A 24,684-nucleotide genomic window follows, 5' to 3' on the forward strand; every position below is an offset into this window, starting at 1 on the left:
GATGAGCGTACAGCGTTATGCCCACCCGTATATTCCGAATTCTGCACCTGAAGTCAAAGAGAAAATGCTTGCTGAAATCGGATTTGCCAGCATCGAGGATATCTTTGCCGATATTCCCGGGGAGCTGCGCCTAAAAGAAAAAATGAACATCCCGAAAGCGCTGACCGAATACGAGCTGGAGCGCCACGTCAACAAGCTGATGAATAAAAACCAAACCACAAAGGAGAATATCAGCTTCCTCGGCGCAGGCTGCTGGCCGCATTTTGTTCCGGCTGTCTGTGGTGAAATCAACTCCCGCGCGGAGTTTGTGACGGCGTATGCTGGAGAGCCTTATGAAGACAAGGGGCGCTTTCAGGCGTTGTTCGAGTACCAAAGCCTCGTAGCAGAGCTGGTCGATATGGACGTCGTGAACGTTCCTACCTTTGACTGGGCACAGGCTGCTTCTACTGCTCTGCGCATGGCAGCACGCATCACGAAACGTACGGAGCTTCTGATCTCGAAAAACATTCATCCTGACAAGCTCTTGATCATCAAAAACTATACGTCTCCTGATCTTACCGTCACCTTGATCGATTTCGAGAACGAAACAGGCACGCTCGATCTCAATGATCTAAAAGCAAAGCTCACCGTAAATACAGCAGCGGTTTACTTCGAAAACCCGACATTCCTCGGCTCCGTGGAAGTTAACGGACAGATGATCGCGGACTTGGCTCATGGAGCCGGTGCCATTTGCGTTGTCGGCGTCGATCCTATTTCCCTCGGCGTGATGGAATCCCCGGCGAATTACGGCGCGGACATCGTGTGCGGAGATTTGCAGCCGCTTGGCGTACACATGCATTACGGCGGCGGGCAATCCGGCTTTATCGCGACGCATGACGATCCGACCTTCGTCATGGAATATCCATCTCGCCTGTTCGGAATCGCTCCGACAGAAGTCGAAGGCGAGTACGGCTTCGGAGACGTCGCGTACGACCGCACCTCTTTTGCCAAACGTGAAAAAGGCAAGGAGTCCGTCGGAACACAAACTGCGCTATGGGGTATTACCGCAGGCGTGTATTTGGCGACGATGGGACCTGTAGGCATGGAAGAAGTCGGGCAAGGCATCATGCAGCGCTCTCAATACGCAGCCAAGCAGCTCGCTGCCATTCCCGGCGTCGAGGCCAAATTCGCTGCTCCTTTCTTCAAGGAGTTCGTGATCGACTTCACGCAAACAGGCAAAACCGTCAAAGACATCAATGCTGCCCTTCTCGCCAAAGGAATTTTCGGCGGAGTTGACTTGACTGAACACTACCCGGAATTGGGGCAATGTGCGCTCTACTGCGTCACGGAGGTTCATACCCAGGAAGATATTGATACGCTCGTTGCCGCTATGAAAAGCATTTTGTAAAAACGAAAAAGGAGGCCCCCCCATGAAAACATCCGAAGGAACAATTGACAAAATGAAACGGATTCCAAGAGACCATAAGGTACGCCGCTTCCACCAAGCGAAGTGGGATGAGCCTGTCATTTTCGAGTTGAGCCAGCCTGGTGAGCGTGGCGTCGAGGTACCACCTGTCGAACCACAAATCGTGGAGACCGTAGGCGATTGTCTCTCCCAGCTGCCAGACAGCCTCCGCCGGAAAAAACGCCCGAATCTGCCTGAGATCAGCCAGTACCGCGTCATCCGTCATTACTCCCGCATTTCGCAGGAGGTTCTGGGGTCGGATTTCAACGTAGAGATTGGGCAAGGCACCTGCACAATGAAATACTCCCCGAAAATCAATGAACGCTTCGTGCGCTCACCAAAAATGGCGGAGCTGCATCCGCTGCAAGACGAATCAACTGTCCAAGGGATGCTGGAGATGACGTATCAGCTCGATCTGTACTTGCGCGAGATTTCGGGAATGGACAAATTCTCGTTCCAGCCGGGCAGCGGCACACAGGCGTTGTTTACCCAAGCCTCCATCGTGCGCAAATACCACGAATCTCGCGGAGAAGGTGAGCAACGCAACGAGTTTATTACCACCCATTTTTCCCACCCGTCCCAAGCAGCAACCGCCGCAGTCAAAGGCTTCAAAATCATATATGTACCTGCCGACGAAAACGGCTACCCCGATCTGGAAGCACTAAAGGAACTCGTATCGGAGCGAACTGCTGCCTTTGCAGTAGCGAATCCAGAGGATACAGGCATTTACAACTCCCGCATCAAGGAGTTCACAGACGTCGTCCACGCAGCAGGCGGGCTATGCTGCTACGACCAAGCGAACGCCAACGGCTTGCTCGGCATTACCCGCGCGCTGGAAGCAGGCTTTGACATGTGCTTCTTCAACCTGCACAAAACCTTCTCTGTCCCACACGCTTGCGGCGGACCTGCAACAGGTGCCATCGGTGTCACTGCCGAGCTTGCGCCATTCCTGCCAGGTCCGATCGTAGACTTCGACGGAGAGCGTTACTTCTATAAGCGTGATTTGAAAAACAGCATCGGGAAAGTCCGCAGCTTTTACGGCGTACCACCTGCGGTCCTGCGCTCCTACGCTTGGGTCCGTGCGCTTGGTGCTGACGGCTTGAAGGAAGTTGCCGAAATCGCTTGCCTCAACAACAACTATCTCTATCACAAAATCCTGCAAATTCGCGGTGCGAGCGCGCCCTATATCCAGGGCCGACGTCTGGAGCAGGTTCGCTATAGCTGGCAGCAGCTAAAAGAAGACACGGGCGTCACCACGTACGATGTTCAGCGCCGCATGGTCGACTTTGCCCACCATTACTGGACCAGTCACCACCCGTACGTCGTGCCGGAGCCGTTTACGCTGGAACCGACGGAGTCCTACTCCATGGCAGAGCTCGACGAATACATCGCAGCACTGACCCATATTTCGCAGGAAGCCTATGAGAATCCGGAGATCGTAAAAACAGCGCCGCACAATAGTACAGGTCACCGTGTCCTAGAATCCGTGCTCGATGATCCTGATCAATGGTGCATCACTTGGAGAGCTTATTTGAAAAAGACGGCACAAGAATAAAAAGAAAGAAACGCCAGCACAGAATGAGACAAGTGCTGGCGTTCTTTTCGTTGGGGAAGTTTCTTTTAGAACTGATTCGGGAACTGCTTGATGATGCCTGCTGTCAGCACATCAGCCATTGCGATAATATGCTCCTCGCCTTTATCAAACGCAGCAATGTCTGCATCCCAGTCCTTTTTCAACCTCGCCTGAAGATTATCGGAGAGCAGCTTCAAATGCGTATACATCATCTCTTTTAGATCTTTTTCGGGCCAATTAGGGTTCGCACTGCTTAAAAACTTGGCGATATCATCTGCATTCCGAAACCACTCCTTGTTGAGCTTTTCAACAGTTGCCTGATCGCCTTTCTTAGCTGCGTCGATGATTTTGCCAGCGATCACAATATGCTCGGTTAACAGCTCAGCCAGCTTTTTGCCTGCTTCCTCCCCATAATATGGTTTGATTGCATTTCCGATATCCACCTGGTTTTGCAAAAGCCGTGCCAATACCTTTTCTTGATCTTCCAGCCCTGCTAATGCACTGATCAGATAGCCTCTTGTCCATATCATATGGTCGACCCAGAGCTTCCTCATATCCCCCTGCAATTTGACTTCTTTCGGCTTTATGCATTCCTGTTGCTGGCCGTTTCTTTGTGCTTCCTTGGCTACAGCCATCACCGGTACACCAAACAAAGCTAGGCAAATCATCAACAGTGTTGCTTTCCTGAGTAGTGGAGTCATTTATTCCTTCTCCTTTTCTGATATGTAATGAATCCCGCTGTTATTTTAAGCAAATTTGGCTTTTTCATGCGTTCAACACATTAGCCCTGCAAATTGACACCTGCCAAAAGCATCCTTATAGTTGTCATTATCAACAGTTGCTCTGACTACCGAACGTAGGAGGTTTTGCAATGAAATTGGATGAGTATATCGGCGTCATCGTGAAACGAACGGATTTAAAACTGAACAACTATTATCAAAAAGTATGCAATCCGTATAACATCACCATCGATCAGTGGATGATTTTTGTCGTGCTATGGGAAGAAGAAGGTCTGACCCAGAACGAGTTGGCAGAACGCACCTATAAGGATAAAACGAATATCGCGCGGATGCTCTTTCTCATGGAAGAAAGAGGGTTCATTCATCGCGAAACAGATAAAAAGGATCGCCGCTCCCTTCGTGTCTATCTGACGGAAAAAGGGCGCCTTTTAAAAGACGAAGTCCTTCCTCCCTCGATTGAAGCGTACGAGAAAACCATTGCAGGATTGACCGAAGAAGAAGTGAACCAATTTCGCAGAACACTCAATATCATTTATGAGAACGTGAAAAACTTTTGAAAACAAAACATATTGCAAGCTGTCATTTTTTGTATATAATTAGTTGTTATAACAACAGTTTTTATAACAACTTTCAAGACAAGATATATACAAAAAGGAGTGAAAATGATGAGCACAGAAGGCATATGGAGCACGCATTACCGAGCTTTGACGATCGGTATTATTCTGGTGGTGACTGCTACAGCATTTGAAGGCTTGGCTGTCACGACAATCGCCCCCGGTCTTTCTCGAGAGCTACAGGGCGAGGATCTATATGGCTGGGTATTCAGCGCCTATTTGTTGGCTCAGCTGATTGGAACCGTGGTCACAGGTCAATTCGTCGATAGAAAAGGACCTGCCCAGCCTTTTATTGTCACTATCGTGCTCTTTGCTATTGGCATTGTAGTGGCTGCAATCGCGCCAGATATGCTTACTTTACTGCTTGGGCGAGTGTTGCAAGGATTCGGAGCCGGTGCCTTGGTCAATTGCGTGTATACCATGATCACGTTGCGTTACCCCGATTCCCTGCGCCCTCAAATTCTTGCTGTCTTCTCCAGCGCTTATATCCTTCCAGGCCTGTTTGGACCATATGTCGCAGGGATCATTGCTGAACAGTTGTCGTGGAGATATGTCTTCTGGTTGATCCTTCCCTTTATTTTTCTGTCTGCACTCTTAACCACCCCCTCATTCCGAGGCTTACAACCGCCAAAAGCAAGCGTGGCGAACAATCGTAGTCTTCTTCTGCCTTTTTTCTTGGCCGTAGGGACTGGTGCCTTGCTCTTTGGACTCGGCAAAATTCCCTCCATCTACGGTTTCCTGCTATCCATCGCGGGTTTGCTCACCCTCAGTGTCCCATTATATAAGCTGATGCCTAAAGGAACGCTCCTTGCACGCTCAGGCTTACCTGCTGTCATCGCATCTCGGGGTCTTTTTGTCGCTGCCTATTACGGCACACAAACGTATCTCGTCCTTGGACTCACTTCAATTTTAGGATTAACTGCCGACAAAGCTGGTTTAGCTGTTGCCTCTGCCGCAATTAGTTGGTCACTGGCAGCCAATGTACAGGCAAAACTGGACAAAAGAGACCAAGGAGCAGGTCGAAAAAAACGAATTATCACAGGTCTCGCCATTATGCTCATCGGAGTCGCTGGCACCGTACCGCTGACACTCATTCAACAAGACCTTTTCGGAATCGTGCTCGCGATTTTCAGCCAGATCATCATGGGTTTCGGAATCGGTTTGGCTCACCCGACAAGTGGCGCCATTGCGTTTTCTCTTGCAAAACCTGGTGAAGAAGGAAAAGTATCTGCTGAAATATCGATCGCTGATACGTTCACGCCCGCGATTGTCATTGGGGTGGGAGGAGCCATTGTATCTGTGATGACTGCATTTGAGTTCTCACTTTCCGTTGGCATTACCGTTTCCCTACTCCTTCAGACGTTCATCGTCATACTGGGGTTGGTATCTGCTGCTCGACTGGCGACAGGTTCAGTACCTTTTCAAGAAAAAAGGACACCTTGAGTGAAGGTATCCTGTACTCGTGTAGAGAGGGTAGGTATGCCTCCTGTGCTTATTTTTCAGGGGGCATGTCTTTCTTTTTTGGTCTGGATATATACTGTTCTCCGACTCCTATCAACTGCTCCAAGATAGGAACCGCTTTTGCCAAAGTCCGTTAACGAGTATTCCACCTTAGGCGGTACGGTCGGGTACACATGTCGTACTGTCTTTTCAAATCATTTACAACTTCTATATAAATTAGCCTTCCTTCTGAATCATATTCACAGCGAAAGTTCCTATGAAAGGATGTTCTAGGATTAAACCATTTTTCCTTATATTGCTGAATGTATTGTTGCACTTCTTCTTCGCGCATATTTAGTTTAATTTCACCGACAGAACACCCTTCATTTATTACTAAATTATCCAAGCTATTCACCTGCCAAACTTTAGTATTACTTCGGGGGCACCTCACGAAACGGAAATAATCGTACGAACGTAATAGATTGTCATCGATCAATTCTCCTCGTTCTGTCAACGCCTGTATCGCTCACTTCAAGTACTGTATTCCAGAGAACAATGGCTGCTACTACCCAGGGTACCGCCAATATGAAAAACTCGAGTTCCTTAGCGTACAGGAAATCGAGCTTTTTATTACATCCAAGTCAGCATAGGTTTGATGATATTTGGTTGGCGATACCCCCAAAAGAATACATGCGGGGTGTGGCCACGTTTGCAACATGAAGTACAAATCGTAATAAGCGATTTTATTGCTTCCGATTATCTTCAGGAAGTAACGAATATTCTAAACCCATAAAACTAGCTACAGAGAGCTTTTCTTCGTTTATGACCTGAAATCGGTAATTAGCTGGAGACAATAGCGCCTGGTTATCAGCATCTGTCAAATTTTCTTTTAGCTTTAGCTGTTGCGAAATCGTATACCGACTCTCTTTACTGTTTAACTCAATTTGAACGAGTGAAGGAGTCTCAGCAAGCAAATTTTTAATGGTCTCGTTACCCGGCATATCTGCAAACGAAAAGTAAATGGGTTTTTCCGTATGCATCATTTTTTCTCTCAAATCGTCCGAAATTAAGATTCGTAACGTGAGTTCTGCCGAATTACCGTTTTTTGTTATTTGAAGCACGGATGTTTTCAAATTCTCCCCTGTAATTTCTTCGAAATAATCGTAGACGCTTACATATGACTTCTCTTTAGGGACTGTTCCTGATGAACTACCCTCGCTACAACCACTAAGAAGAACTATGAACAGAAGGAGAAGCATATGGAGAGGTCGGATCATAGATCTTTTGATTTTTTACTAGAATACTCTTTGTACGAGTATTTGACGTTAACGTAGTTAGAATCTACTACTCTGCCTTGAAAATATTCGTTTAAGCTTCCAGTTGTTTTTACGGCTTTTGATCCGTATTCAACAGTTGTAATCGTACGCTTTGGTATGACCCAACTGTGGGTTGTTTCTATAATGTCTTCTTCTCCAAATGAAACTTCTGCATTAATCCCAACTTTCCCCTCTATTATCCTCCAATTGACTTTCGTCTCAGCCTCCACACCTATTTTTCCAGTCAGAAAGGTTTTTCTTGTAACCTTTCTTGAAAAGGAATCATTTTCGTTACTATCATTTTCAATATCAGCTTCATAAGATTTTGATTTGTATAGGTCCTTCTTAGACATTTCATACACTTTGCCAGTCATATCATTGCCTAAGGGACCAATCTTAGATGAATCACTCTTTGTAAGGGCATCTGTAAAATCATACTCTACTGGGTTCTCATATACACGTTCAACGATTTTTAGGTTACCTATTTTAATAGTCTCACCTTGAGATACTGCGAGTGCAGAACCAGCTCCAGATACAACTAAACTGCTAAGTAAGAGAGTTGCGAAAGAAAGTTTCTTAATATTCATTTTTTATCCTCCTGTATATTATCAGAAACTTTAAACACAAAATGATTATAATATATATTTCCAATTAAGGGTGTGATTACTTTGATTCAAATAAAACCTTATTTTCTTTTTTTTCTTATTTTTGCATCATTTTTGATTGGATTACCAGGATGTACTGATCTAATTGCTGACTTAATTCCACGACTTCATCATCCAACAAATCATTCTTCTCCAAAAACAATTGCACCAGTTGTTCCCGTAATTGTTCCACAATGTTTTTCAGATGGTCTAAATCGTAATAAGTTCCTCCTTCCCGATCTAAAGGTAGCGTGGTACATTTACTTATAGGAGCTGTAACTGCTCCTCCTGCGGGCGTTCCTTTAACCTGGTGAAGGGGTGGAACGCCCTTTTTATATGCAATAGCTCCTATGATTATCACCTTCCTTTTTCTTCCAATAAAGTACATTTATAACTATATACTAGCATTCAGAAAGTTGGTGGTTGACAAAATTTGAATAGTAAAAAAAAATCATCCTCAAAAGAGGATGATTACCTTCAGTGTTTACCCACCAACACCGTGTTCATATTGTATAACGGTTCCTTTAGGGATTGCTGCTTGTCCACTCGTGACGCTGCTACACAGTCCCAAAACTAAAGCTATTGATAGCAAAATCGACCGCTTCATTTCGTACCCCCTCCATGATTCGCTTGTACTCCCTATTTTGTTGATCTGTTGCATGTGATCGGAAAGCTTCGAACAGTGTAACGCAACGAATAAAGCCACTGTCATTCTTCATGATAGTCGATAAAACCAGGCAGCGTAAAGTATCCTCCATTCCGCTCACATACTCGCCGTTGTTAAGTCGATACATAGCTAGCTCATATCGAAAACGATAATAACGATCCGTCTGGATGAGGTTATCATAATCAATAAAATCATTGATCTGATTTGAAAATTGTTTGAGAATCCCATCCACTAAAAATCCATGCTTATTGGCCGATTCCATAATGGCTATTAGGCCAGAGAGGATCTCTTTTGGGTGATCGATTAGGAAACGAGTGTAAGTAGGCAAAACATCGATGTCACCCAGGAGGACATCCAACGTATAGCGATTAGCCGTTGCCCACAGTCGAAACTTTTCTACCTCCATCTGTCCTGTTTCATCCAACAGTTCAAACCCACTCAGATCAGCGTAACCAGAGATATATTCTTTCGCTTCTTCATACAATCCTTGCTTTTCCAAGGCAGCACTCTTCAAAAGGAATCCCTGACCGTAGTATACAACTAAATGTCGCTCTGTCTTCAGCGGAAGCGTTTTTCTGTTGATTTTCCGCCCACGCAACTCACCCTGATAAACAGCAGTTGCCAACGCTCTTAGTTCATCTGCATAACGCTCTACCTCTTTCCATTTGTGAAGCGAAAAACATACATTGGCAAGCTGTAATAGGGCATCCAATTGATAGTTTTCAGGTAGTCTCTTTCGATATGGATCAAATTGTATGACAGCCCCCAAATTTTTTTCGGAATCGGTACCTTGTAGAGCTCGAAATAATCGATACTGTGCGATGACAAAGCGCTCATTGTGGCTGTTTTTATCCGTATCAATGACGAGTTGATAAAAAAGAACCGATTCCTTACGTTTCCCTTTGGTAAAGAGCTGCTCCGCAACCAGAAAGAGAATGGACGTGTTTTTCTGATCGTCCAGTAGCTTGGAGACAATCGAATCAATACAATCCCGCCGACCAATTTCCGCGCATCGAACCAGGAATGGGACAACCCTGGATCGCGACACCCTTCCTTCCACAAAACACTCGGCCTCGTACAATTCGTACAGCCAGCCTTGAGATTGCTCAAAAGCATGAGCGAGTGCATCCAAGTGACCAATCGTCATTGCCCGTGGTGGAATTCGATTTAAGAGGTCGCTCAATACTCCCTGATTAATACCTGTTATCTCGCTAAGTCTAGTCAGTGTGTAACCACGTTCTTTCAGATGATGTTCAATCTCTGATCGTAATGATCGTTGAACTGTCTTACCTTCCCCCATATTACATCTACTCCTCCTTAACACAGGAAACATCAAACTTCCTATATTTTACAGAAGGTGCGAATAAATGTAAATATTTTACAAAAACAGCTATCGTCCTGCAAGATTTGTTCATTTAGAGTACACTCTGACGAAACAACTAGAAAGCTAGTGAAATCAAGGTATGAATATGTTCAAATGGGGTTGTTCTATCAATTCTTAACGTACGCTTTTTTTCCGTTTCGTGAGGTGATCCCACCTTGAAAGAAGGTATCCTGTACTCGTGCAGAAAGGACACCTTCAGTAGGTGCCCTCTCCCGTAAACATCCCTATTCAGACTCCTGCTTGTACAGGTTTTGTAATTCTTCGAGGCTTTTGTCTGTCTTGTTGAATCGTCTTTCCAGCCGATCCTGAACTACTCTGGGCAGTTCATTATTCAAAATGTGTACAATATAAAACAGGGTTCCGATAATGACGAACATACTCAATATCAAGGTGATTTCTGGAGTAATGATAAAAAAGCACACACCGCCTATCAAAATCGTCAGTAGAATGTATCCAAACCATCTCCCCATGGTTCACTCCCCTTTATGATTTGACAATTCGCAAACCACCTATATTTTACCAAATCATACAATCACTTGTCCTTGAAAAAGGGTGCCCTCCAGTACTTGGGCACCCTGCTAATTCCAATCGACACCGTATATCCTTTACCCAATGATCTTGGTCTTCTTCGCATTCTCCATCGACTTTTCAATGAGTCCGCTCAACGGACGCTTCAGCGCGAGCGCCACGAACAGGCTAATACCGATAAAGCCGGATAAGACGAGTATATCCCGAATCGCCGTTTCCCAGAGGATGCCGCCCACCCCTTCACGTAACAGGCTGATTGCATACGTAAAGGGCATGTATGGGTTCAGTGCTTGGAAAAACGGTGAAGTCATGCTGATCGGGAACGTACCGCCCGAGCTAGAGAATTGAAACACCATGAAGATGATCGCGATGCCTTTGCCCACGTTTCCGAAAACGGATACTAGCGTGTACGTAATCGTGACGAACACCAGGCTGATCAGCATACCGAATAACACAAACGGAGCTTTATCCGCTACATAGGCCCCGAGGATGTAAATATCACCGAGCGTGACGAACAACGCTTGAAGTAGCCCGATTGTCGCAAACGTTCCCAAGCGGCCCAGATACAATTGATACGGCTTGTACACTCCGGCTGGATTTTCCGCATTCGGCTTCAGCAGGGAAATCAACAAGGTCGCGCCAACCCAGAGAGACAACACACCGTAAAACGGTGACATGGCCGAACCGTAATTCGGAATCGGGTATAGGCGGTTTTCCTTGATCTGCACGGGACTTGCGAGAAATTCGCTCTCTTTTTTAATGTCGCCGCGCAATAGCTTGGCAAGATCGGCGAAGTTGTTGTTCGCCTCGACCTCTCTCAGCTTGTCGGCCGCCTGCCCAATGGCACTCTCCAGCTTGGGCAAATCATCGCGAACCAATGCGGCAACTCTGTGGACTCCTGTCTCCACCTCCGGGAGCTTATAGCGCACAAAATCAGCCAGCTTGGTCAAATCCGCCTCCGCTTTGGGCAGATCGTTCTGGACGAATGCTGCTGCCTCGTCGAGCTTTTTCCCAATGGCAGGAAGATTACTCTTCAGGAATAGAGCTGCTACGCGAATGGCATTTGCAAAAGCATCCGACTTGCTTCTGAGCGTCTGCGCGAGCTCGTGGACTTGCTTCTGTATCTGCGGCATTTCCTGTTGGATTCGCTTCAATTCTGATAATCCCAGCTCCAAGCCCGACTTTGTCTCTTGGAGAATCGCTTCGATATCCGGAAGTTTTTCTTGGGCCTTATGCAGTAGATCGGCGGATTCTCCCGTGATCACTTTCAGCCTTTCAATGCCCTCGGATATTTTCGGGACGATTTCGCTATCGTAGAGGGACAGGATGTCTCCCAATTCCGCGCTGACGTTTTTCGAGAGCTGATTCAGACTCTCGACCAAGTCTTTCGCTGGCTGCTTGCCGTTTTCCAGCGCGCTTGCAATCATGCCGAGAATCTCCATTTGTCGGTTCATTCTGTTTTCAATCGTGCGCAGCCTCTCTGTGAAATGACTCAATGGCTGTCCGGGAATATAGCTGTTTACTTTCTCTACAAGTGATGCGGTATGCCCCAAAACATTCGCGGCTCTGGATAACCTGTCTTTCACGGCATTTACTTCACTCGCAGTAGGCAAGCGATCCGGATTGATTTGCAACAGTCTGTCTGTGAGTTGTGTGAGCGCGTCCGTGGCTTGCTGGGCTAGCATGAGATTTTGCTTGATCAACGGTGCAATCGTTTCAAAGGCACCATCATGCTTCGCAAAAAAGTCATTTAGCCGATCGGCAACAGCCGCGCCCTTATCAGTCAGATCAGCAATACGCGGCAACGCATCTTGAGCAGCTGAAACGATTTCAATGGCCTGACTCGCTTTTTCTGTGGCCGTAGTCACTCCGTTTGCGACTTTATCAAAATTTTGATCCAGCTCTTCAATTCGTCCGACGGCTTGCTCAATCACCGGCAGCTTGTCTTCCATCGCGATAATGACCGACGCCGCCTCATTGATTTTCGGCCAGTTTTGCTGAATTTTGAGCACTGCCTGCCCAGCTTGATTGATCTCTGGGATTCTTTTTTCCACTTCCAGAATGATCTGCGCTTTCTCGTGAATCTCGGGAAGCTTCTTCTCAATCTCCAATACTTTTTGCCCTGCGGCACGAATCTCGGGCAGACTTTTTTCCAGTTGGAAAACGCCACTCTCGATTTTGCGGATGGTCGGCAATTGCTCTTCGATTTTTATGCCGATCTCTGTAAGCTTCGTCAGCAAGGCTTCACTGACGCTTTCGGTAAAACTCTCATTGATCTGCTTGGCAATTGCCGAAACACCTGACGAGGTGATTTTGGGAGCGACGGCGTTTACTTTTTCATTGACCGTATAGATCACTTCGGGCTTGTTCAGGTTACCATGAACAATTCCCGTGATTTTGGTGGAAAAGTCAGCCGGGATCAAGATGCTGGCATAATAATCGCCTCGCTCCACGCCCCGCCTGGCCTCTTCTTTATCCACAAAGGTCCACCCGAGCTTCTGGTTGTTCTGCAAGCTTTTTACGAGCTCGTCTCCGATGTTGACCTTTTGATCGCCAACCATGGCTCCCTGATCCTCGCTCGTCACCGCTACCTTGACGCCTTGCGTATTGGCGTAAGGGTCCCAGACCGATTTGATGTTGATCCAATCGTATAAACAAGGGAGGAGAATGATGGCGATGATCAGAAAAATCCCAGTCGGGACCTTGAAAATGTTAATCCAGTCCGTTTTGTAAATCTTCCATATAGACCGCATGTATGTACCACCTAGTAAGAAAGAATGGATGAATCTTTACACTCACATGACAGTTTACCATGGAAGGAAATGAACGGGAATGAGCTGTCAGTAGTAGCATGAGCTGCTGCACGCCAATTTATGAAGGACAATCTTCAACGCGCTGGACTCACCATGTCAAAGCTCCAATCCACATTTTCATACCTTTTTACTAGCTGACTGGCCGTGATCGTTACCGGTTGATTTTCCCTTCCTTTCGGAAAATCGCGGATCGTGATCGTTATTGCATGGGGACGATCTTTTTCCGTAGAACGATCTTCCTTCTCCATTTTGACGATGCCCAATCCAATCGCATCGATTCCACGGTATTCATAGCTGTCCTGGTGGTAGGTGAACTCTGCCTCTACGATACCGACGTATCCGGATGTGCCGTGAGCTGGATTCGGCTCGGGCGCGATGCGAAACGACTTCAAGACAAACGTATTCCCCTCATTGGTGAAGGTTAGAGGCTGTTTGTTGAGGTCAGCAGGCGTAAATGTCAGGAGCAGATCGGATGGTTCTGCCTTCTCGATGTAGACGGTACGATACGTAAGCTTTTTGTTTGGTTCAATCGGTCCATAAAATTCTCCGTCTGCCCCGTTCGTATCCATCACAACCTTGCCTTTCTCATCGACGATTTCCCACATGACTGTCGCATTCGTCCCAAAGAAATCCCATAGTTCTTGGGCCGTGACCTTGTCCGGGTAAAGTGAATTGTAGACCTTCACTCCTGCTTGAACTCTCGACTCCATACGGGCAAGCTCTTGCTCGTTCATTTTGGAAGAGAGGATCAGCTTTGATTCCATTGGCGTCAGCACCAGTCGGTCAGCCTCCAAGATAAATCCTTGCGGTGAGGTGTATGTTTTATGTATCGGAATCGTTTGCGTTGCTGATTTGCTTTTCTCCAAAGAAACGGGGACCTTCAAATGCCAGCTTCCATAAGTGGGATTTACTTTCTTTTCGTCTTTTGTATAAGCTTCATTGTGCAGATCCAATCTATTTACTTTCAGGTTGAGAATCAAATCATTCGGTATATTCTCTGGGAGATACAAGGTCTCAAAGCCGTAGGAATGCTGCACCTCGGTTCTGATGTACTTCCCGTTTTGGTCTGACAGAAAAATCCGGTTATCCTTGTTTTCAAACTCAATGGAAGCTTCCAGCTCTTGATTTTGTTCGGTGAAAAACCGAATCGACACGTACATTTTTAATGGATCGACCAAAATCTCATCTACCAGCATAGTAATGCCTTGATCAGTTACCTTTTGATTCACTTTTTGAGAAAAACCCAGATCGCCTCCGCGCTGCATTTCCACGATAAACGACTCGGAAAAAATCGATGTGACATAGTGAGCAAGCGTAGGCGATGAGACGACACCCACTGTCAGGGCAAGCAGCAGTACGGCTGCAGTAATACCTGCCCTTTGCCACAGACGACTGCCTGACCATTTTTTTCGGCGGATCGGTCCTTGTTGTAGCTCTTCTACTTGTAAAATTTCCGCCATGACTTTTTCGGTGAAATGATCAGAGGCAGACACGATTGGCCAAGGTTTACTCAAGTCTGCATCCACTTCGTCGACTTCCTGAAGCAGCATGGACTGACAATGCTCACAACCAGCGATATGGTCCTGAAGCTGTCTTCCTTCTTCATGTGAAAGCTCTCGGTCGACTTGATTGATCAGCCTGACACAATCAGCACATTTCATGAAGCTTCCCCCTTTTTCCCATGAGCTCACGTAGCTTTTTCTTTGCGCGGTACAAGTGAACCTGCACCGTTGTCACCGGCACTTGCATCGTCTCCGCAATTTCTTGATAACTCATCTCTTCAAAATAACGCAGCGTAAGTACGATCCGGTAATGGGAAGCGAGCTCTTCCATGACAGCGAATAGCTCGTTTTGTTTTTCAAGCGCCAAGTAAAATGACTCCGGGTTTTCTTCGTAGGTATGAGCCGTATTGGACTCTTGTAAAGGTACGCTCGGATGCTTTTCAGCCCTCCGCCATGCTTGCAGACAACAATTGATTGCGATTTTATTTAACCAGGCTGAAAACGGACGGCTCGCATCGTATTTTTGCAAGCTTTTATACGCGTTGACGAACGCAGACTGTGCGAAATCTTCTGCATCCTCTGGGGAATTGCCCATCCGCACGAGCAACGAGCACACCCTGTTTTTGTACTTGTTCACAAGGTGGGCAAAGGCATGCGAGTCGCCTCCCAAGACTTGCTTCACCCACTCTTGATCCTCCTCCATGAATGGTCGCTCCCTTCAATTTCTATCACCAGACATTCCGTTCACTTCTACTGTCCAGCAATCATTCTACCTTTACTATGAAAAGAACGGTTTTTTTCTTACAAGGATTGGATAATTATTTTTGGGATAGGAAAAAAGCCCAACCATCACTGGTCAGGCTCTTCCTAGTAAATCGGTACATCTATTTTCTCACTTTCAACGTGTACTCGCTCGTATGACCATTGTTTTCCGCTACAATCGTCACCGTGGTTTTGTCTGGTGTATCGTCATGGACGGTTACCAGACCATCCTCGCTAATCTCAGCAAATTCTGCTTCCACGACACTGTATGTGGTTCCTGTGCTCTCTGTGGTCATGTCTCGTCTGCTGCGGTCCGTCATAGTAGCCGAAACGCTCATTTGAACCGTACTACCCGGCTTCACTGTACTCTTTTTTGCGGATAGGTTGATACTTTTGACCTCTGCAATCGTGAACGTCACTTTGGTTGATTTTTCTCCGTTGCTCACCTTGACCGTAACTTTTTTGCCAGGTCGCGCATCCTCGGAAATTTCGATCAAGCCGTTTTCATCAACGGTGACGTTACTATTGTCAGATTCATAGACAGTACCGCTCTCTTCATCGGTCAGATCCTGCTCGGTGCGGTTCGAGAACCATCCGGTCACCTGGAGCTGGAGACTCTCACCCGGCAATAGGGTTGCCCTGCTTGGCGTAACGTTCACTCTTTGCAGACCCGTATTTGCTACCAAGTAGATGCCTGGCTTTTCGATTTCAAAGCTTGCGCGGTCACCCGTCTTGAGGACATCTACCGTTTTTCCTTTGGAGGTCTTGAGGACGTTCCATACTTTCTTCGCTTCATCATAGTACTGAGCCGTCAAATATTTTTCCTTGTGCTCGTACGGCAAAATCATGCGGACAGTCTCGCTGTCAAAGCGCTTCATTTCCTTGTTGTCTGCTTCCAGGCGAACTTCGTACATATCGCTGGCATTGCCCGTCTTCGAAGGCTTTTTGATGTCGTCCGGCTTCGAGAGCTCGACGTTGATATCACCAGCTTCATGCTCTTCGAGAAGCTTGCTGGACAGCCAAACACCTGCGTCTTCCTTGTTCACCAGTGCTACATTGATTTGCTTTTGTGCCAATGCATGTACGATATCACTGTTCAGAGTCATCGAAGATTTTTCTTCTTCCTTCGATTTTTTCGCTGCACGCACTTCATGACTGTCGCGATCCATGCGAATCTCGATTGTCTTCTCCAAGTCAAACAGCGATGCTTGCTTGTCCAGTGCTGTCTCGATAGCCTCGACTGCTTGGGCAAGGCGTTCGATTTGAGCGACTACCTTCTCTGTATTTTCGCTATCATCTGCTTCGATCGTGCTGACTTGTGTCAAAAGTTCTGTGATCGGCTCTTTCAGCTTTTTCACCCATTTTTCAGAGAGATCATCTTTATTCAGCTGGGCAATCGTCGTCTCTGCTACATGAGCCATGACTTTTACTGCTTGCTCCCATTGTTCTTGATCGTTTTTCTCGATCTCATCTACAACTGGCAAGAAAGCGTCCTTCAACAGAGAGTAAGTCTGTTCTAACACTTGATCCTCATCGACGATATCCTCTTTCCATTTGGAAACCATCGCTGCCAACACGGTATTCGTTGCATCGGAAACCAAAGCAAGATGCGTAGAATCACTGAGCTTTTCGTCCTTGATCAGCTTGGACAATTGCTTAATTGCATTCTTTGCCTGCTCCTCTACCACATCCTCATCCGTTGCGTTCTTAATGGCCTCAGCAGCAGCGCGATTGGCTTGGCGCAACTCTTCATCTGGCGTGAGTACAGGCGGATCTACTGGTGGCACTTCGGTAAACGCATCCTTCAGTGCTGTTTGAGCAAAGTCCTCTGACTCTGTGTCCTTTTGCTTGGAGAAAGCGAGAAGCTTCGTCGCGCCATTCGGGATCGCCGTACCATTCGGGATCACGTAGGCGACCTTATCGCCTGTCTTGGCTACAGATGCGATCGCTGACTGACCGGACAGCTTGCCCTCGTCGTTCCCCCAGTAGAGTACATACTCGTCAATGTTCGTTTCATTTGCCGCAGGAGTGACCGTGACGTCGCCGCCAATCACACCCTTATTCGTGTCCGCATCGGTAAAGGATACCGCCTGTGGTGCTTGTGCCTGCGTCTCATCCACAATCGTAAAGGTCACGCGACCGAGTTCAATATTGTCGTTATCGGAGCGATATTCTGCTTCCCCGACATAAATCGCATCGTACTTCCCCGGAGCGAGCTTCAAATCCTTGAATGAAACTGTTCCATTTGGCTGCTTCACGCCGCTCGTTTTTTGCTGGGCGATTGCTTTTACATTTTTGCCCAACTTCGTGCCTGTAGGGAAAATACCGATCCAGTCTTCTCTTACCGAGCTCGTGTAGGCAACCTCAATCGCTTCGGACGACAGGTACTTCTCTTTCACCATATGAACCGTAGGATTGCTAAGGGTCAAATCTGGATCGGTAGAAGGGTCTACCACTGGAATTTTCTCGGAAAGATCGATTTCATATTGTGCATTGGCGATCCATGTGTCGTTTTTAAAATCTCTGCCTTTTACCAGGACTTTATCTTCGTAGACTTCCACAAAAAAGCCTTGGCTTCCGTCCTTACCTGTATTCGCATCTGTCCACAAATAGGAGGTCGCACCTGCATTAAACATCGTGGCGTATTTGGCGTTATACATCGTATCCTTCGCACCCAACTCCCAGTGTGTATGTCCACTGAACAGAAGGGCTCCGGGATGCTTCGCCAGGATCGTTTTCAATTCCGTATCTTGTCTGACACCATACCAGTAATTGCTTTTGAGATAACCATCATTGGCACCGGCTACCGTATTCTTCAACGGCTGGTGATGGAAAATGAACGTCGGCTTGCCCCCAGACTCAGCGAGCTTCTCGTCCAGCCATTTCAACTGCGTTTCCGACAGGTAGGAGAAGTCCTTCAACCCTTTTTCCGTGCCAAGGAAAATGAACTGGTAGCCGTTAATCCACACATTGTAGTAGCTGGATTTCATGTTGGTGTACTTGTGGAACAGCTCCGAAAATTGCGTCCAGTCCCCCCAGCGAACATCGTGGTTCCCTTGAACAAAATACGTTTCCGGGAGTTGGTCCTTGTACATGTTGAAAATCCGGGCCAGCTCCATGTATTGCGCTTCGGTTCCGTTCTCGGTATTGTCCCCGATGGTCATGATTCCGTCACTGTCCGGATTCAACGCAATCATATCTTTGAAGGCATCTTCGAGGTTTTTATTATGAACGTGATCCTTGCTGGTTTGTACATGCATGTCGGTGATGACCTCGAAGCTGACCAATGACTTCTCTTTCACCATCCCTGGGATCGTAAATTCAGCGCTGGCAGTCGTTTCGCCCGCTGTTGAGTCAGAGTAAGCGAGGAGCTTCGTCGCGCCCTTTGGAATGACCGTGTTAGCTGGGATTGTATAGGTAGCATACGTTTCCCCTGGCGTAGTTGAAGGCTCCACTTGTGCGATGATTGGCTCTCCTGCCAGCTTTCCGACATCATTTCCCCAGTACAAATTGTAATGAGTCACATTCGCGGGATCAGCAGGGATTTTGATTTTCACATCGCCTGCGATCTGGTCGGCATCCTCATCCGTATCAACAAAAGTAATACCCGTAGGAGGATTCAAGGTAATGATTGAAAACGGAGCCCGCTGAAAAATATTGTAGCCGTCATTTTGCATATACAGCGCCTCGTATTCACCTGCTGGCAAAGACTTCGTAAAGCTCATCGCACCATTTGGCTGACCGGCTGCACTCGTGTATTGCCAGGTAAGGGACGGGTTGCTGCCCTGTGGAATCGCACCTGCTTTATACAGTCCGATCCAATCCTTGAGCGAAGCGCCCGTATAAGACAGCGTAATCGGCTGACCGTGCAAAAAAGCTTGCTTGTCCATCGTCACGCTTTGCGCTCCTGCTGCCTGAACACCTTGAACCATAAAAGGTTGGGTCATTCCCATGAAGGCAACCGTAACACCCAGTACCATTGACATCGTTTTGTTTATCACTTTCATAATAAACGCGCACCTCATTTCGATCAGATTGATAGAGTCCGACTGATGATTTTTACACGACCTTGCTGCTGACTTTCAGACCAATGACACCAATCACAATGAGTGACATCCAGAGCATTTGCTGAAGATTGATCATTTCTTTGAATAAGAAAATACCGACGAATGTAATCAGAACAATCCCGACACCAGACCAGATCGCATAGGCGACACCGACCTGTATATAGCTGAGTGCAAAATTAAGCAGAGTAAAGCTGGCACCGTACAACAGAAACATCAGAATGGATGGCCACAGCTTGGTAAAGCCCGCAGATAGTTTCATGGAAGTCGTACCTGCCAGCTCCAAAAGAATGGCGAATGTGAGGAGAATCCATCCCCACCCGATCCCCTCATGCATGCCGTGATGCCTCCACCTTCAGCTGCGCGTAGGAGGAAATCACCGCCTCTGCGTCCTCCAATATGTGTAACCGGTCAGTCGAATCTTCCTTGCTCACAATCCCAATGGTCACAGTGACCCCTGCGCTTTTCCCCATGCGTATATCGCCGCTCGTATCGCCGATGACAGCAACTTCCCTCGGCTTTAAGCCCAATTGGGTACAAGCTTTTACCACCATGTCGGGATAAGGCTTGCCACGCTCTACCTGATCATTCCCGATGATGACTGGAAAATAAGAGCGAATGCCCATCCATTCCATATGCTTGATCGCTTCCTCTGTTTCGTCTGCGGTTACAATCCCCATAAACATTCCGTGATCACGACATTGTTCGAGGAACGGGATCAGCCCCGGGATGGGATAGGCAGGGCGAGCCTGGTCCATATCCTGATAAGCCTGCTCCTTGCTCTCCCGGGCCAGCCGAATGGATTCCCCCCACGATAGTCCCTGACGATATCCCTGCCATGCCAGGATCGCAAGCAAATCGCCAGTCGAGCCCATCGCTAATGGACCATTGATGCTGTAGTCGCATACGTGCCCGTCTTCGTCGTGAACAGTCCCCCACAGCTCTGAGAGAGGAGCGATCTGGGCCGGAAACGGAAGCTGGCTGGCAAAATGACGATGTACGGATTCGCTCCAGTAACCCCAGAGCCGAACAAACTCCAGTAAAGTACCATCCTTATCGAACAAAATCGCTTTGACCGTATATCTCTTGTTGTTCACAATTAAATCCGGCATCTTTCTCCCACCTGTATGTCATTTGGATTCGGATTGCTGATTATTCTTTTGTTCTCACGAGAAGTGTATCCGTTCTTCTCTGAATCTTGCCTGAGATCCACATGACTGCGGTACGTACTAACAGATTCGCCACGATGATTAACGTAGACATCGCAGCAGCTTGCGCGATATCGCCTGAGTCCTCCTTATTCACAATCGCTACCGCAGCCGGTTTCAAGTCCGGTGCATACAAGAAAATAATGGCCGAGACCGTCACCATGCTGTTAATGAAATAGTAGAGGAACACTTCCAAAATCGTCGGCAATGACAGCGGAACCGTGACCCGCAGCAATGTCCGATACCATGGTACGTTCATCGATTCCGATGCAGCCTCGAACTCGCTATCCAGCTTCTTCAGACCAGACGTCATCGTCAGAAAAGAAACCGAGTAGAAGTGAACGATGTTGCACAAAATGACGATCCAAATCGTGCCGTAAATGCCGTGCAGTGGCTGATTCGGATTGTTGAAAAAGAACACGTAGATCAAACCGAGCACGAGTCCTGGTAATGCGAGCGGCAGCATGGACAGAAAATACGCGGATTGACGCAATAGACGATTCCCGCGTGACTTCTCGATGAGATACGCGAACAAAAAGGTAGCGACAGTGCCAATCAATGCCGTAGCAAACGCGATAAGCAAGCTCGTCATAAACGGTCCTTGTCCATCCAAAAAGCCTTCGTAGTGCGCAAAGGAAAGAGACAGATTGTACGGCCATACTTTTACAAGGGAGCCGTAGATAGCAACCAGGATAATTCCGATGATCACAGCGGATACGGCGGAGCAAAGCACGTAGAACAACCCATCCCGCAGTTTGTTGCGTTCAATTCGGTAAGGGGTAGACTTCGCGCTCAACCAACCACTTTGTTTGCGCTGGGAGATGCGATCGATCACAAAAGAAATGACGGCTGGTATCAACAGCAGCACCCCAACGGCCGCACCCATTTGCATGTTCTGTTGCCCGATGACCTGCTTGTACAAGTCTGTTGCCAGCACGTTGTATTGCCCGCCGACTACTTTGGGAGCCCCGAAGTCGGTAAAGGTCAAGACGAAGCAGACAAAAATGGCACTAAACAGCGCAAATCTCGTACCTGGTACCGTGACCGTCCAAAATATGCGCCACTTGGATGCCCCGAGCGTCTCTGCCGCTTCATACATCCGGTAATCTGCACTTGCGAGTGCCACCGACAGCATCAGAAACGCCTGCGGAAACGTATAGAGTACTTCCGCCATCACGATCCCGATGGGCCCGTAGAGCTCGATGCGGAATTCCGGCAGCAGCCCGAAAAATCCGGTAGAAATCAGCCCTTGATTACCAAACAAGTAGATCAGCGCCAAGCCGTGCAGCATGGAGGGTGCAAATAGCGGCAAGAGAGCAACAGACCGATAAAACCATTTGCCTCGGATTGCGCTTCTCTCCAGTGCGTAAGCAAATCCGAAGCCTAACGTCACGGCAATCATCGTCGTGACCGCCGACACCTGGATGGAATTCCACAATGACATCACGAGAGCCGGCGTCGAGAAGTAATTGGCAAAGTGCATGAGCCCGATGAAGTTCCCATTCTGATCCGTAACTGCCTTGATCATCAGCTCACTAAGCGGCAGCAGGATGGCGAACAACAACGCGATGGTCATGCTGACGATGATCGCGTTTTGGCTCCATTGGTTGGCATCTGGGCGTATTCGTTTTAACCAGGTGTCCATATTCTTGTGCGCTCCTTAGCCAACAGCCAGATCTGCCGTATCATCAAAACGGATGACATGCTCTGGCGGCAGGGTGAAGGCAATTTTTTGATCCGGCCAAACATGATGAGACACCATAGCATGTGCCGGGACATCAATCGTGACAAACTGTTGCAACAAAGTACCTTGTGGACCGATTAACTCTGCCACAATCCGATAATGCGTACCGCGATATTCCAGCTCGCGCACGATTCCTTGTCTGCCTTTTTCATGACCGTCACGCAGCAGTTGAACATGCTCCGGACGGATGGCGAGCATAGCCTGTTCCGAGTGCCTATCCGACTGGATAAAGCTGATGGCTCCGATAAAATCAGCGACAAATGGCGTTTTGGGACGCTCGTACACTTCTTTTGGCGTACCGACCTGAATGATGCGCGACTGGTTCATAACCACGATGCGATCCGCCATCGTCAACGCTTCCTCCTGATCGTGCGTTACCATAATCGTCGTCATCCCGAATTGATGATGGAGCCGGCGAATTTCGTTTCTGAGTTTGGCACGAACCTTGGCGTCTAGCGCAGATAATGGCTCATCCAAGAGCAAGCAGTCCGGCGAAAACGCCAAGGCCCTCGCCAGAGCAACCCGCTGCTGCTGTCCTCCTGATAATTGAGCCGGGACTTTGCTCTGGTGTTCTCCCAGCTCAACCAGATGGAGCATTTCCTCTACCCGATCAGCAATTTGTGCCCTGGAGAAGCGATTACGCAATCCGTAAGCAATGTTTTCACTGACCGTCAAATTCGGAAACAAAGCGTACGATTGAAACATCATGCCAAAATTCCGATTCCCTGCTGGCAGCGAGGTAATGTCTTTCCCGGCAATGACGACGCTCCCTTGATCCGCTTTTTCCAGTCCTGCGAGGATGCGCAACAACGTTGTTTTACCGCAGCCGCTCGGTCCGAGCAGACAGATGAATTCATTCTTGGCAATGTCCAGTTGAATGTCCTGAAGCGCTGTGTGCTTCCCAAATCGCTTGGCGAGATTGTGTAATGACAAATAGCCTTGCTCCATCACAAATGCTCCTTTGTTTTTTACTTTTTCGGTTCAGCCTTGGAGCCGTACTTCTGCTCCCACTCTGCCAGAATACCTTCGCGGTCTCTTGCTGCTTGATACAAGTCCAGCTTGGTCAGCTGCGATACAGGATCTTGTTTGTAGCCTTCCGGAATTTGACTTCCTTCTTGCTTGATGCTCAAAATCGCGTAGTTTTTGTTGTATTCCTTCATCGGCTCATCGCTGATCGCCCAATCGAGGAACAATTTTGCTTCCGGCTTGATGTCCTTTTTCTTTACGAGCGCGCTCGCTTCCATATCCCAGCCCGAGCCTTCTTTCGGGAACACGACTTCGACTGGAGCTCCTTTTTTCTGTTCATGAATGCCGCTGTATCCATAAGAGATACCAATTGGCGCTTCACCTGAGGACGCCATCTTCGCCGGCTTGGAACCAGAGTGCGTGTAGACCATTATGTTTTCATGCAACTTGTCCATGTAAGCCCAAGCCTTGTCCTTGCCGTACAACTGATGCAGGGCGTTGACAGTCAAGTAGCCTGTTCCAGAAGAGGCAGGGTGAGGCATCGCAATCAAGCCTTTGTATTCTGGCTTGACCAAATCTTCGTACGATTGCGGGATGGGCAGATTGCGTTTTTCCATCTCTGCTTTGTTGACAATAATGGCTGTCTCCCATATATCCATGCCGACCCATTTCGGCGGGTTGGCTTTGTCCTTGAATTCAGGCAGTACACGATCTACGCCTTTCGGAGCATATGACTCCAGCATTTTCCTATCATCCATCACCAAGAGGCTAGTGGCGGCCAGCCCCCAGATCACATCAGCCTGCGGGTTGTCCTTCTCAGCAATCAGCTTGGCTGTCATGATGCCAGTGGAGTCACGAACGATGTTTACTTTGATATCCGGATACTGCTCTTTGAAAGAAGTCAGATACGTCTTGATCTGTTCGTCTTCAATTGCCGTGTACACATTGATTTCTCCAGAAGCGTTAGACACAGCAGCAGCCTCCGAGCCAGTTTGACTACTGCTCGATGCCGTTCCCTCTGTCTTCGGTGCTCCGCAGCCTGCCAACAAACTCGTAACGACCAACGTTGCTGCCATCACATTCCACTTGATTTTCACTGTGATTCTCCTTTTCTGAAAGAAAGTATCGGATAAAAACCATCTGTGTTCAAAAATTATTGTACATTCGCATTGTGTTTCACCCATGAAACCACTGTTAATTGAGCATTAAGATTACGTAAATGCTCATGACGATAGCTTTATCACTGTGTTAAAAAACTTTTTGCTATAATGGAAG

20 protein-coding genes are annotated in these 24,684 nt (G+C 47.6%); 4 read left to right on the top strand and 16 right to left on the bottom strand.

The features are described from left to right. Position 1: 1 nt before the first annotated feature. Both gcvPA and gcvPB read left to right on the top strand, forming a co-directional pair. On the top strand, positions 2-1,387 hold the full coding sequence (gene gcvPA / locus C7R93_RS08835; RefSeq protein ID WP_106838479.1) for an aminomethyl-transferring glycine dehydrogenase subunit GcvPA: 1,386 nt from the start codon (positions 2-4) through the stop codon (positions 1,385-1,387). Positions 1,388-1,409: 22 nt separating this feature from the next. Then, a complete protein-coding gene (gene gcvPB / locus C7R93_RS08840; protein WP_106838480.1) occupies positions 1,410-2,999 on the top strand; it encodes an aminomethyl-transferring glycine dehydrogenase subunit GcvPB in 1,590 nt (529 codons plus the stop codon). 65 nt (positions 3,000-3,064) lie between these two features. Here gcvPB and C7R93_RS08845 read toward each other — a convergent pair whose 3' ends face one another. Beyond that, a complete protein-coding gene (locus C7R93_RS08845) occupies positions 3,065-3,718 on the bottom strand; it encodes a glycosyltransferase (RefSeq protein WP_106838481.1) in 654 nt (217 codons plus the stop codon). Between the two features lie 170 nt (positions 3,719-3,888). On the opposite strand from C7R93_RS08845, the gene C7R93_RS08850 reads away from it, so the two are divergent. Both C7R93_RS08850 and C7R93_RS08855 read left to right on the top strand, forming a co-directional pair. Next, positions 3,889-4,314, top strand: a complete 426-nt coding sequence (locus tag C7R93_RS08850; RefSeq protein ID WP_088910000.1) for a MarR family winged helix-turn-helix transcriptional regulator — start codon at positions 3,889-3,891, stop codon at positions 4,312-4,314. A gap of 108 nt (positions 4,315-4,422) precedes the next feature. Beyond that, positions 4,423-5,814: an MFS transporter gene (locus tag C7R93_RS08855; protein WP_106838482.1), complete on the top strand. Its 1,392-nt coding sequence runs from the start codon at positions 4,423-4,425 to the stop codon at positions 5,812-5,814. Positions 5,815-5,870: 56 nt separating this feature from the next. Here the strand turns inward: C7R93_RS08855 and C7R93_RS31105 are convergent, their stop codons facing one another. From C7R93_RS31105 to C7R93_RS08930, 15 genes are all read right to left on the bottom strand, one after another. Continuing rightward, positions 5,871-6,005, bottom strand: coding sequence for a winged helix-turn-helix transcriptional regulator (locus C7R93_RS31105; protein WP_412679449.1), 135 nt, complete (start codon positions 6,003-6,005; stop codon positions 5,871-5,873). Positions 6,006-6,554: 549 nt separating this feature from the next. Continuing rightward, the gene (locus C7R93_RS08865; RefSeq protein ID WP_244191484.1) at positions 6,555-6,944 is read right to left on the bottom strand and encodes a hypothetical protein; all 390 of its coding nucleotides are present in this window, start codon (positions 6,942-6,944) and stop codon (positions 6,555-6,557) included. Between the two features lie 140 nt (positions 6,945-7,084). Further along, positions 7,085-7,714 carry a hypothetical protein gene (locus tag C7R93_RS08870; RefSeq protein ID WP_106838484.1) on the bottom strand — a complete coding sequence of 210 codons (630 nt, stop codon included), beginning with the start codon at positions 7,712-7,714 and terminating at the stop codon, positions 7,085-7,087. A gap of 115 nt (positions 7,715-7,829) precedes the next feature. Beyond that, the gene (locus tag C7R93_RS08875; RefSeq protein WP_106838485.1) at positions 7,830-8,132 is read right to left on the bottom strand and encodes an aspartyl-phosphate phosphatase Spo0E family protein; all 303 of its coding nucleotides are present in this window, start codon (positions 8,130-8,132) and stop codon (positions 7,830-7,832) included. 196 nt (positions 8,133-8,328) lie between these two features. Then, positions 8,329-9,738, bottom strand: coding sequence for a helix-turn-helix domain-containing protein (locus C7R93_RS08880; protein ID WP_106838486.1), 1,410 nt, complete (start codon positions 9,736-9,738; stop codon positions 8,329-8,331). Between the two features lie 308 nt (positions 9,739-10,046). Next, complete coding sequence (locus C7R93_RS08885) at positions 10,047-10,292, bottom strand: hypothetical protein (RefSeq protein ID WP_106838487.1); 246 nt, start codon at positions 10,290-10,292, stop codon at positions 10,047-10,049. 135 nt (positions 10,293-10,427) lie between these two features. Continuing rightward, positions 10,428-13,103, bottom strand: coding sequence for a YhgE/Pip domain-containing protein (locus C7R93_RS08890; protein ID WP_106838488.1), 2,676 nt, complete (start codon positions 13,101-13,103; stop codon positions 10,428-10,430). A 134-nt stretch (positions 13,104-13,237) separates the two neighbouring features. Next, the gene (locus tag C7R93_RS08895; RefSeq protein ID WP_106838489.1) at positions 13,238-14,824 is read right to left on the bottom strand and encodes a DUF4179 domain-containing protein; all 1,587 of its coding nucleotides are present in this window, start codon (positions 14,822-14,824) and stop codon (positions 13,238-13,240) included. Further along, positions 14,811-15,368 carry an RNA polymerase sigma factor gene (locus tag C7R93_RS08900; protein ID WP_106838490.1) on the bottom strand — a complete coding sequence of 186 codons (558 nt, stop codon included), beginning with the start codon at positions 15,366-15,368 and terminating at the stop codon, positions 14,811-14,813. Before C7R93_RS08900 ends, C7R93_RS08895 begins: the two co-directional genes overlap by 14 nt. 181 nt (positions 15,369-15,549) lie before the next feature. Next, positions 15,550-19,434, bottom strand: coding sequence for a metallophosphoesterase family protein (locus tag C7R93_RS08905; protein WP_106838491.1), 3,885 nt, complete (start codon positions 19,432-19,434; stop codon positions 15,550-15,552). Between the two features lie 52 nt (positions 19,435-19,486). After that, on the bottom strand, positions 19,487-19,828 hold the full coding sequence (locus C7R93_RS08910) for a DMT family transporter (RefSeq protein WP_106838492.1): 342 nt from the start codon (positions 19,826-19,828) through the stop codon (positions 19,487-19,489). Beyond that, positions 19,821-20,603, bottom strand: a complete 783-nt coding sequence (locus tag C7R93_RS08915) for an HAD family hydrolase (RefSeq protein ID WP_106838493.1) — start codon at positions 20,601-20,603, stop codon at positions 19,821-19,823. Before C7R93_RS08915 ends, C7R93_RS08910 begins: the two co-directional genes overlap by 8 nt. Positions 20,604-20,643: 40 nt before the next feature. Next, the gene (locus tag C7R93_RS08920; RefSeq protein WP_106838494.1) at positions 20,644-22,344 is read right to left on the bottom strand and encodes a putative 2-aminoethylphosphonate ABC transporter permease subunit; all 1,701 of its coding nucleotides are present in this window, start codon (positions 22,342-22,344) and stop codon (positions 20,644-20,646) included. Between the two features lie 15 nt (positions 22,345-22,359). Then, positions 22,360-23,391 (bottom strand): ABC transporter ATP-binding protein, encoded by a 1,032-nt coding sequence (locus C7R93_RS08925; protein ID WP_106838495.1) that lies wholly within the window; start codon positions 23,389-23,391, stop codon positions 22,360-22,362. A 20-nt stretch (positions 23,392-23,411) separates the two neighbouring features. After that, entirely contained in the window at positions 23,412-24,506 is a 1,095-nt protein-coding gene (locus C7R93_RS08930; protein WP_106838496.1) for a putative 2-aminoethylphosphonate ABC transporter substrate-binding protein, read from the bottom strand. Between the last annotated feature and the right edge of the window lie 178 nt (positions 24,507-24,684).

Source organism: Brevibacillus fortis, assembly GCF_003013395.1.
Taxonomy (GTDB): Bacteria; Bacillota; Bacilli; order Brevibacillales; family Brevibacillaceae; genus Brevibacillus; species Brevibacillus fortis.

Bases quoted from the DNA above. Each gene is read 5' to 3' on its own strand.
- C7R93_RS08910 (WP_106838492.1), bottom strand. From the start codon at position 19,828: ATGCATGAGGGGATCGGGTGGGGATGGATTCTCCTCACATTCGCCATT.
- C7R93_RS08915 (WP_106838493.1), bottom strand. From the start codon at position 20,603: ATGCCGGATTTAATTGTGAACAACAAGAGATATACGGTCAAAGCGATT.
- C7R93_RS08880 (WP_106838486.1), bottom strand. From the start codon at position 9,738: ATGGGGGAAGGTAAGACAGTTCAACGATCATTACGATCAGAGATTGAA.
- C7R93_RS08885 (WP_106838487.1), bottom strand. From the start codon at position 10,292: ATGGGGAGATGGTTTGGATACATTCTACTGACGATTTTGATAGGCGGT.
- C7R93_RS08855 (WP_106838482.1), top strand. From the start codon at position 4,423: ATGAGCACAGAAGGCATATGGAGCACGCATTACCGAGCTTTGACGATC.
- C7R93_RS08845 (WP_106838481.1), bottom strand. From the start codon at position 3,718: ATGACTCCACTACTCAGGAAAGCAACACTGTTGATGATTTGCCTAGCT.
- C7R93_RS08920 (WP_106838494.1), bottom strand. From the start codon at position 22,344: ATGGACACCTGGTTAAAACGAATACGCCCAGATGCCAACCAATGGAGC.
- gcvPA (WP_106838479.1), top strand. From the start codon at position 2: ATGAGCGTACAGCGTTATGCCCACCCGTATATTCCGAATTCTGCACCT.
- C7R93_RS08850 (WP_088910000.1), top strand. From the start codon at position 3,889: ATGAAATTGGATGAGTATATCGGCGTCATCGTGAAACGAACGGATTTA.
- gcvPB (WP_106838480.1), top strand. From the start codon at position 1,410: ATGAAAACATCCGAAGGAACAATTGACAAAATGAAACGGATTCCAAGA.
- C7R93_RS08900 (WP_106838490.1), bottom strand. From the start codon at position 15,368: ATGGAGGAGGATCAAGAGTGGGTGAAGCAAGTCTTGGGAGGCGACTCG.
- C7R93_RS08895 (WP_106838489.1), bottom strand. From the start codon at position 14,824: ATGAAATGTGCTGATTGTGTCAGGCTGATCAATCAAGTCGACCGAGAG.
- C7R93_RS08890 (WP_106838488.1), bottom strand. From the start codon at position 13,103: ATGCGGTCTATATGGAAGATTTACAAAACGGACTGGATTAACATTTTC.
- C7R93_RS08905 (WP_106838491.1), bottom strand. From the start codon at position 19,434: ATGAAAGTGATAAACAAAACGATGTCAATGGTACTGGGTGTTACGGTT.
- C7R93_RS08925 (WP_106838495.1), bottom strand. From the start codon at position 23,391: ATGGAGCAAGGCTATTTGTCATTACACAATCTCGCCAAGCGATTTGGG.
- C7R93_RS08870 (WP_106838484.1), bottom strand. From the start codon at position 7,714: ATGAATATTAAGAAACTTTCTTTCGCAACTCTCTTACTTAGCAGTTTA.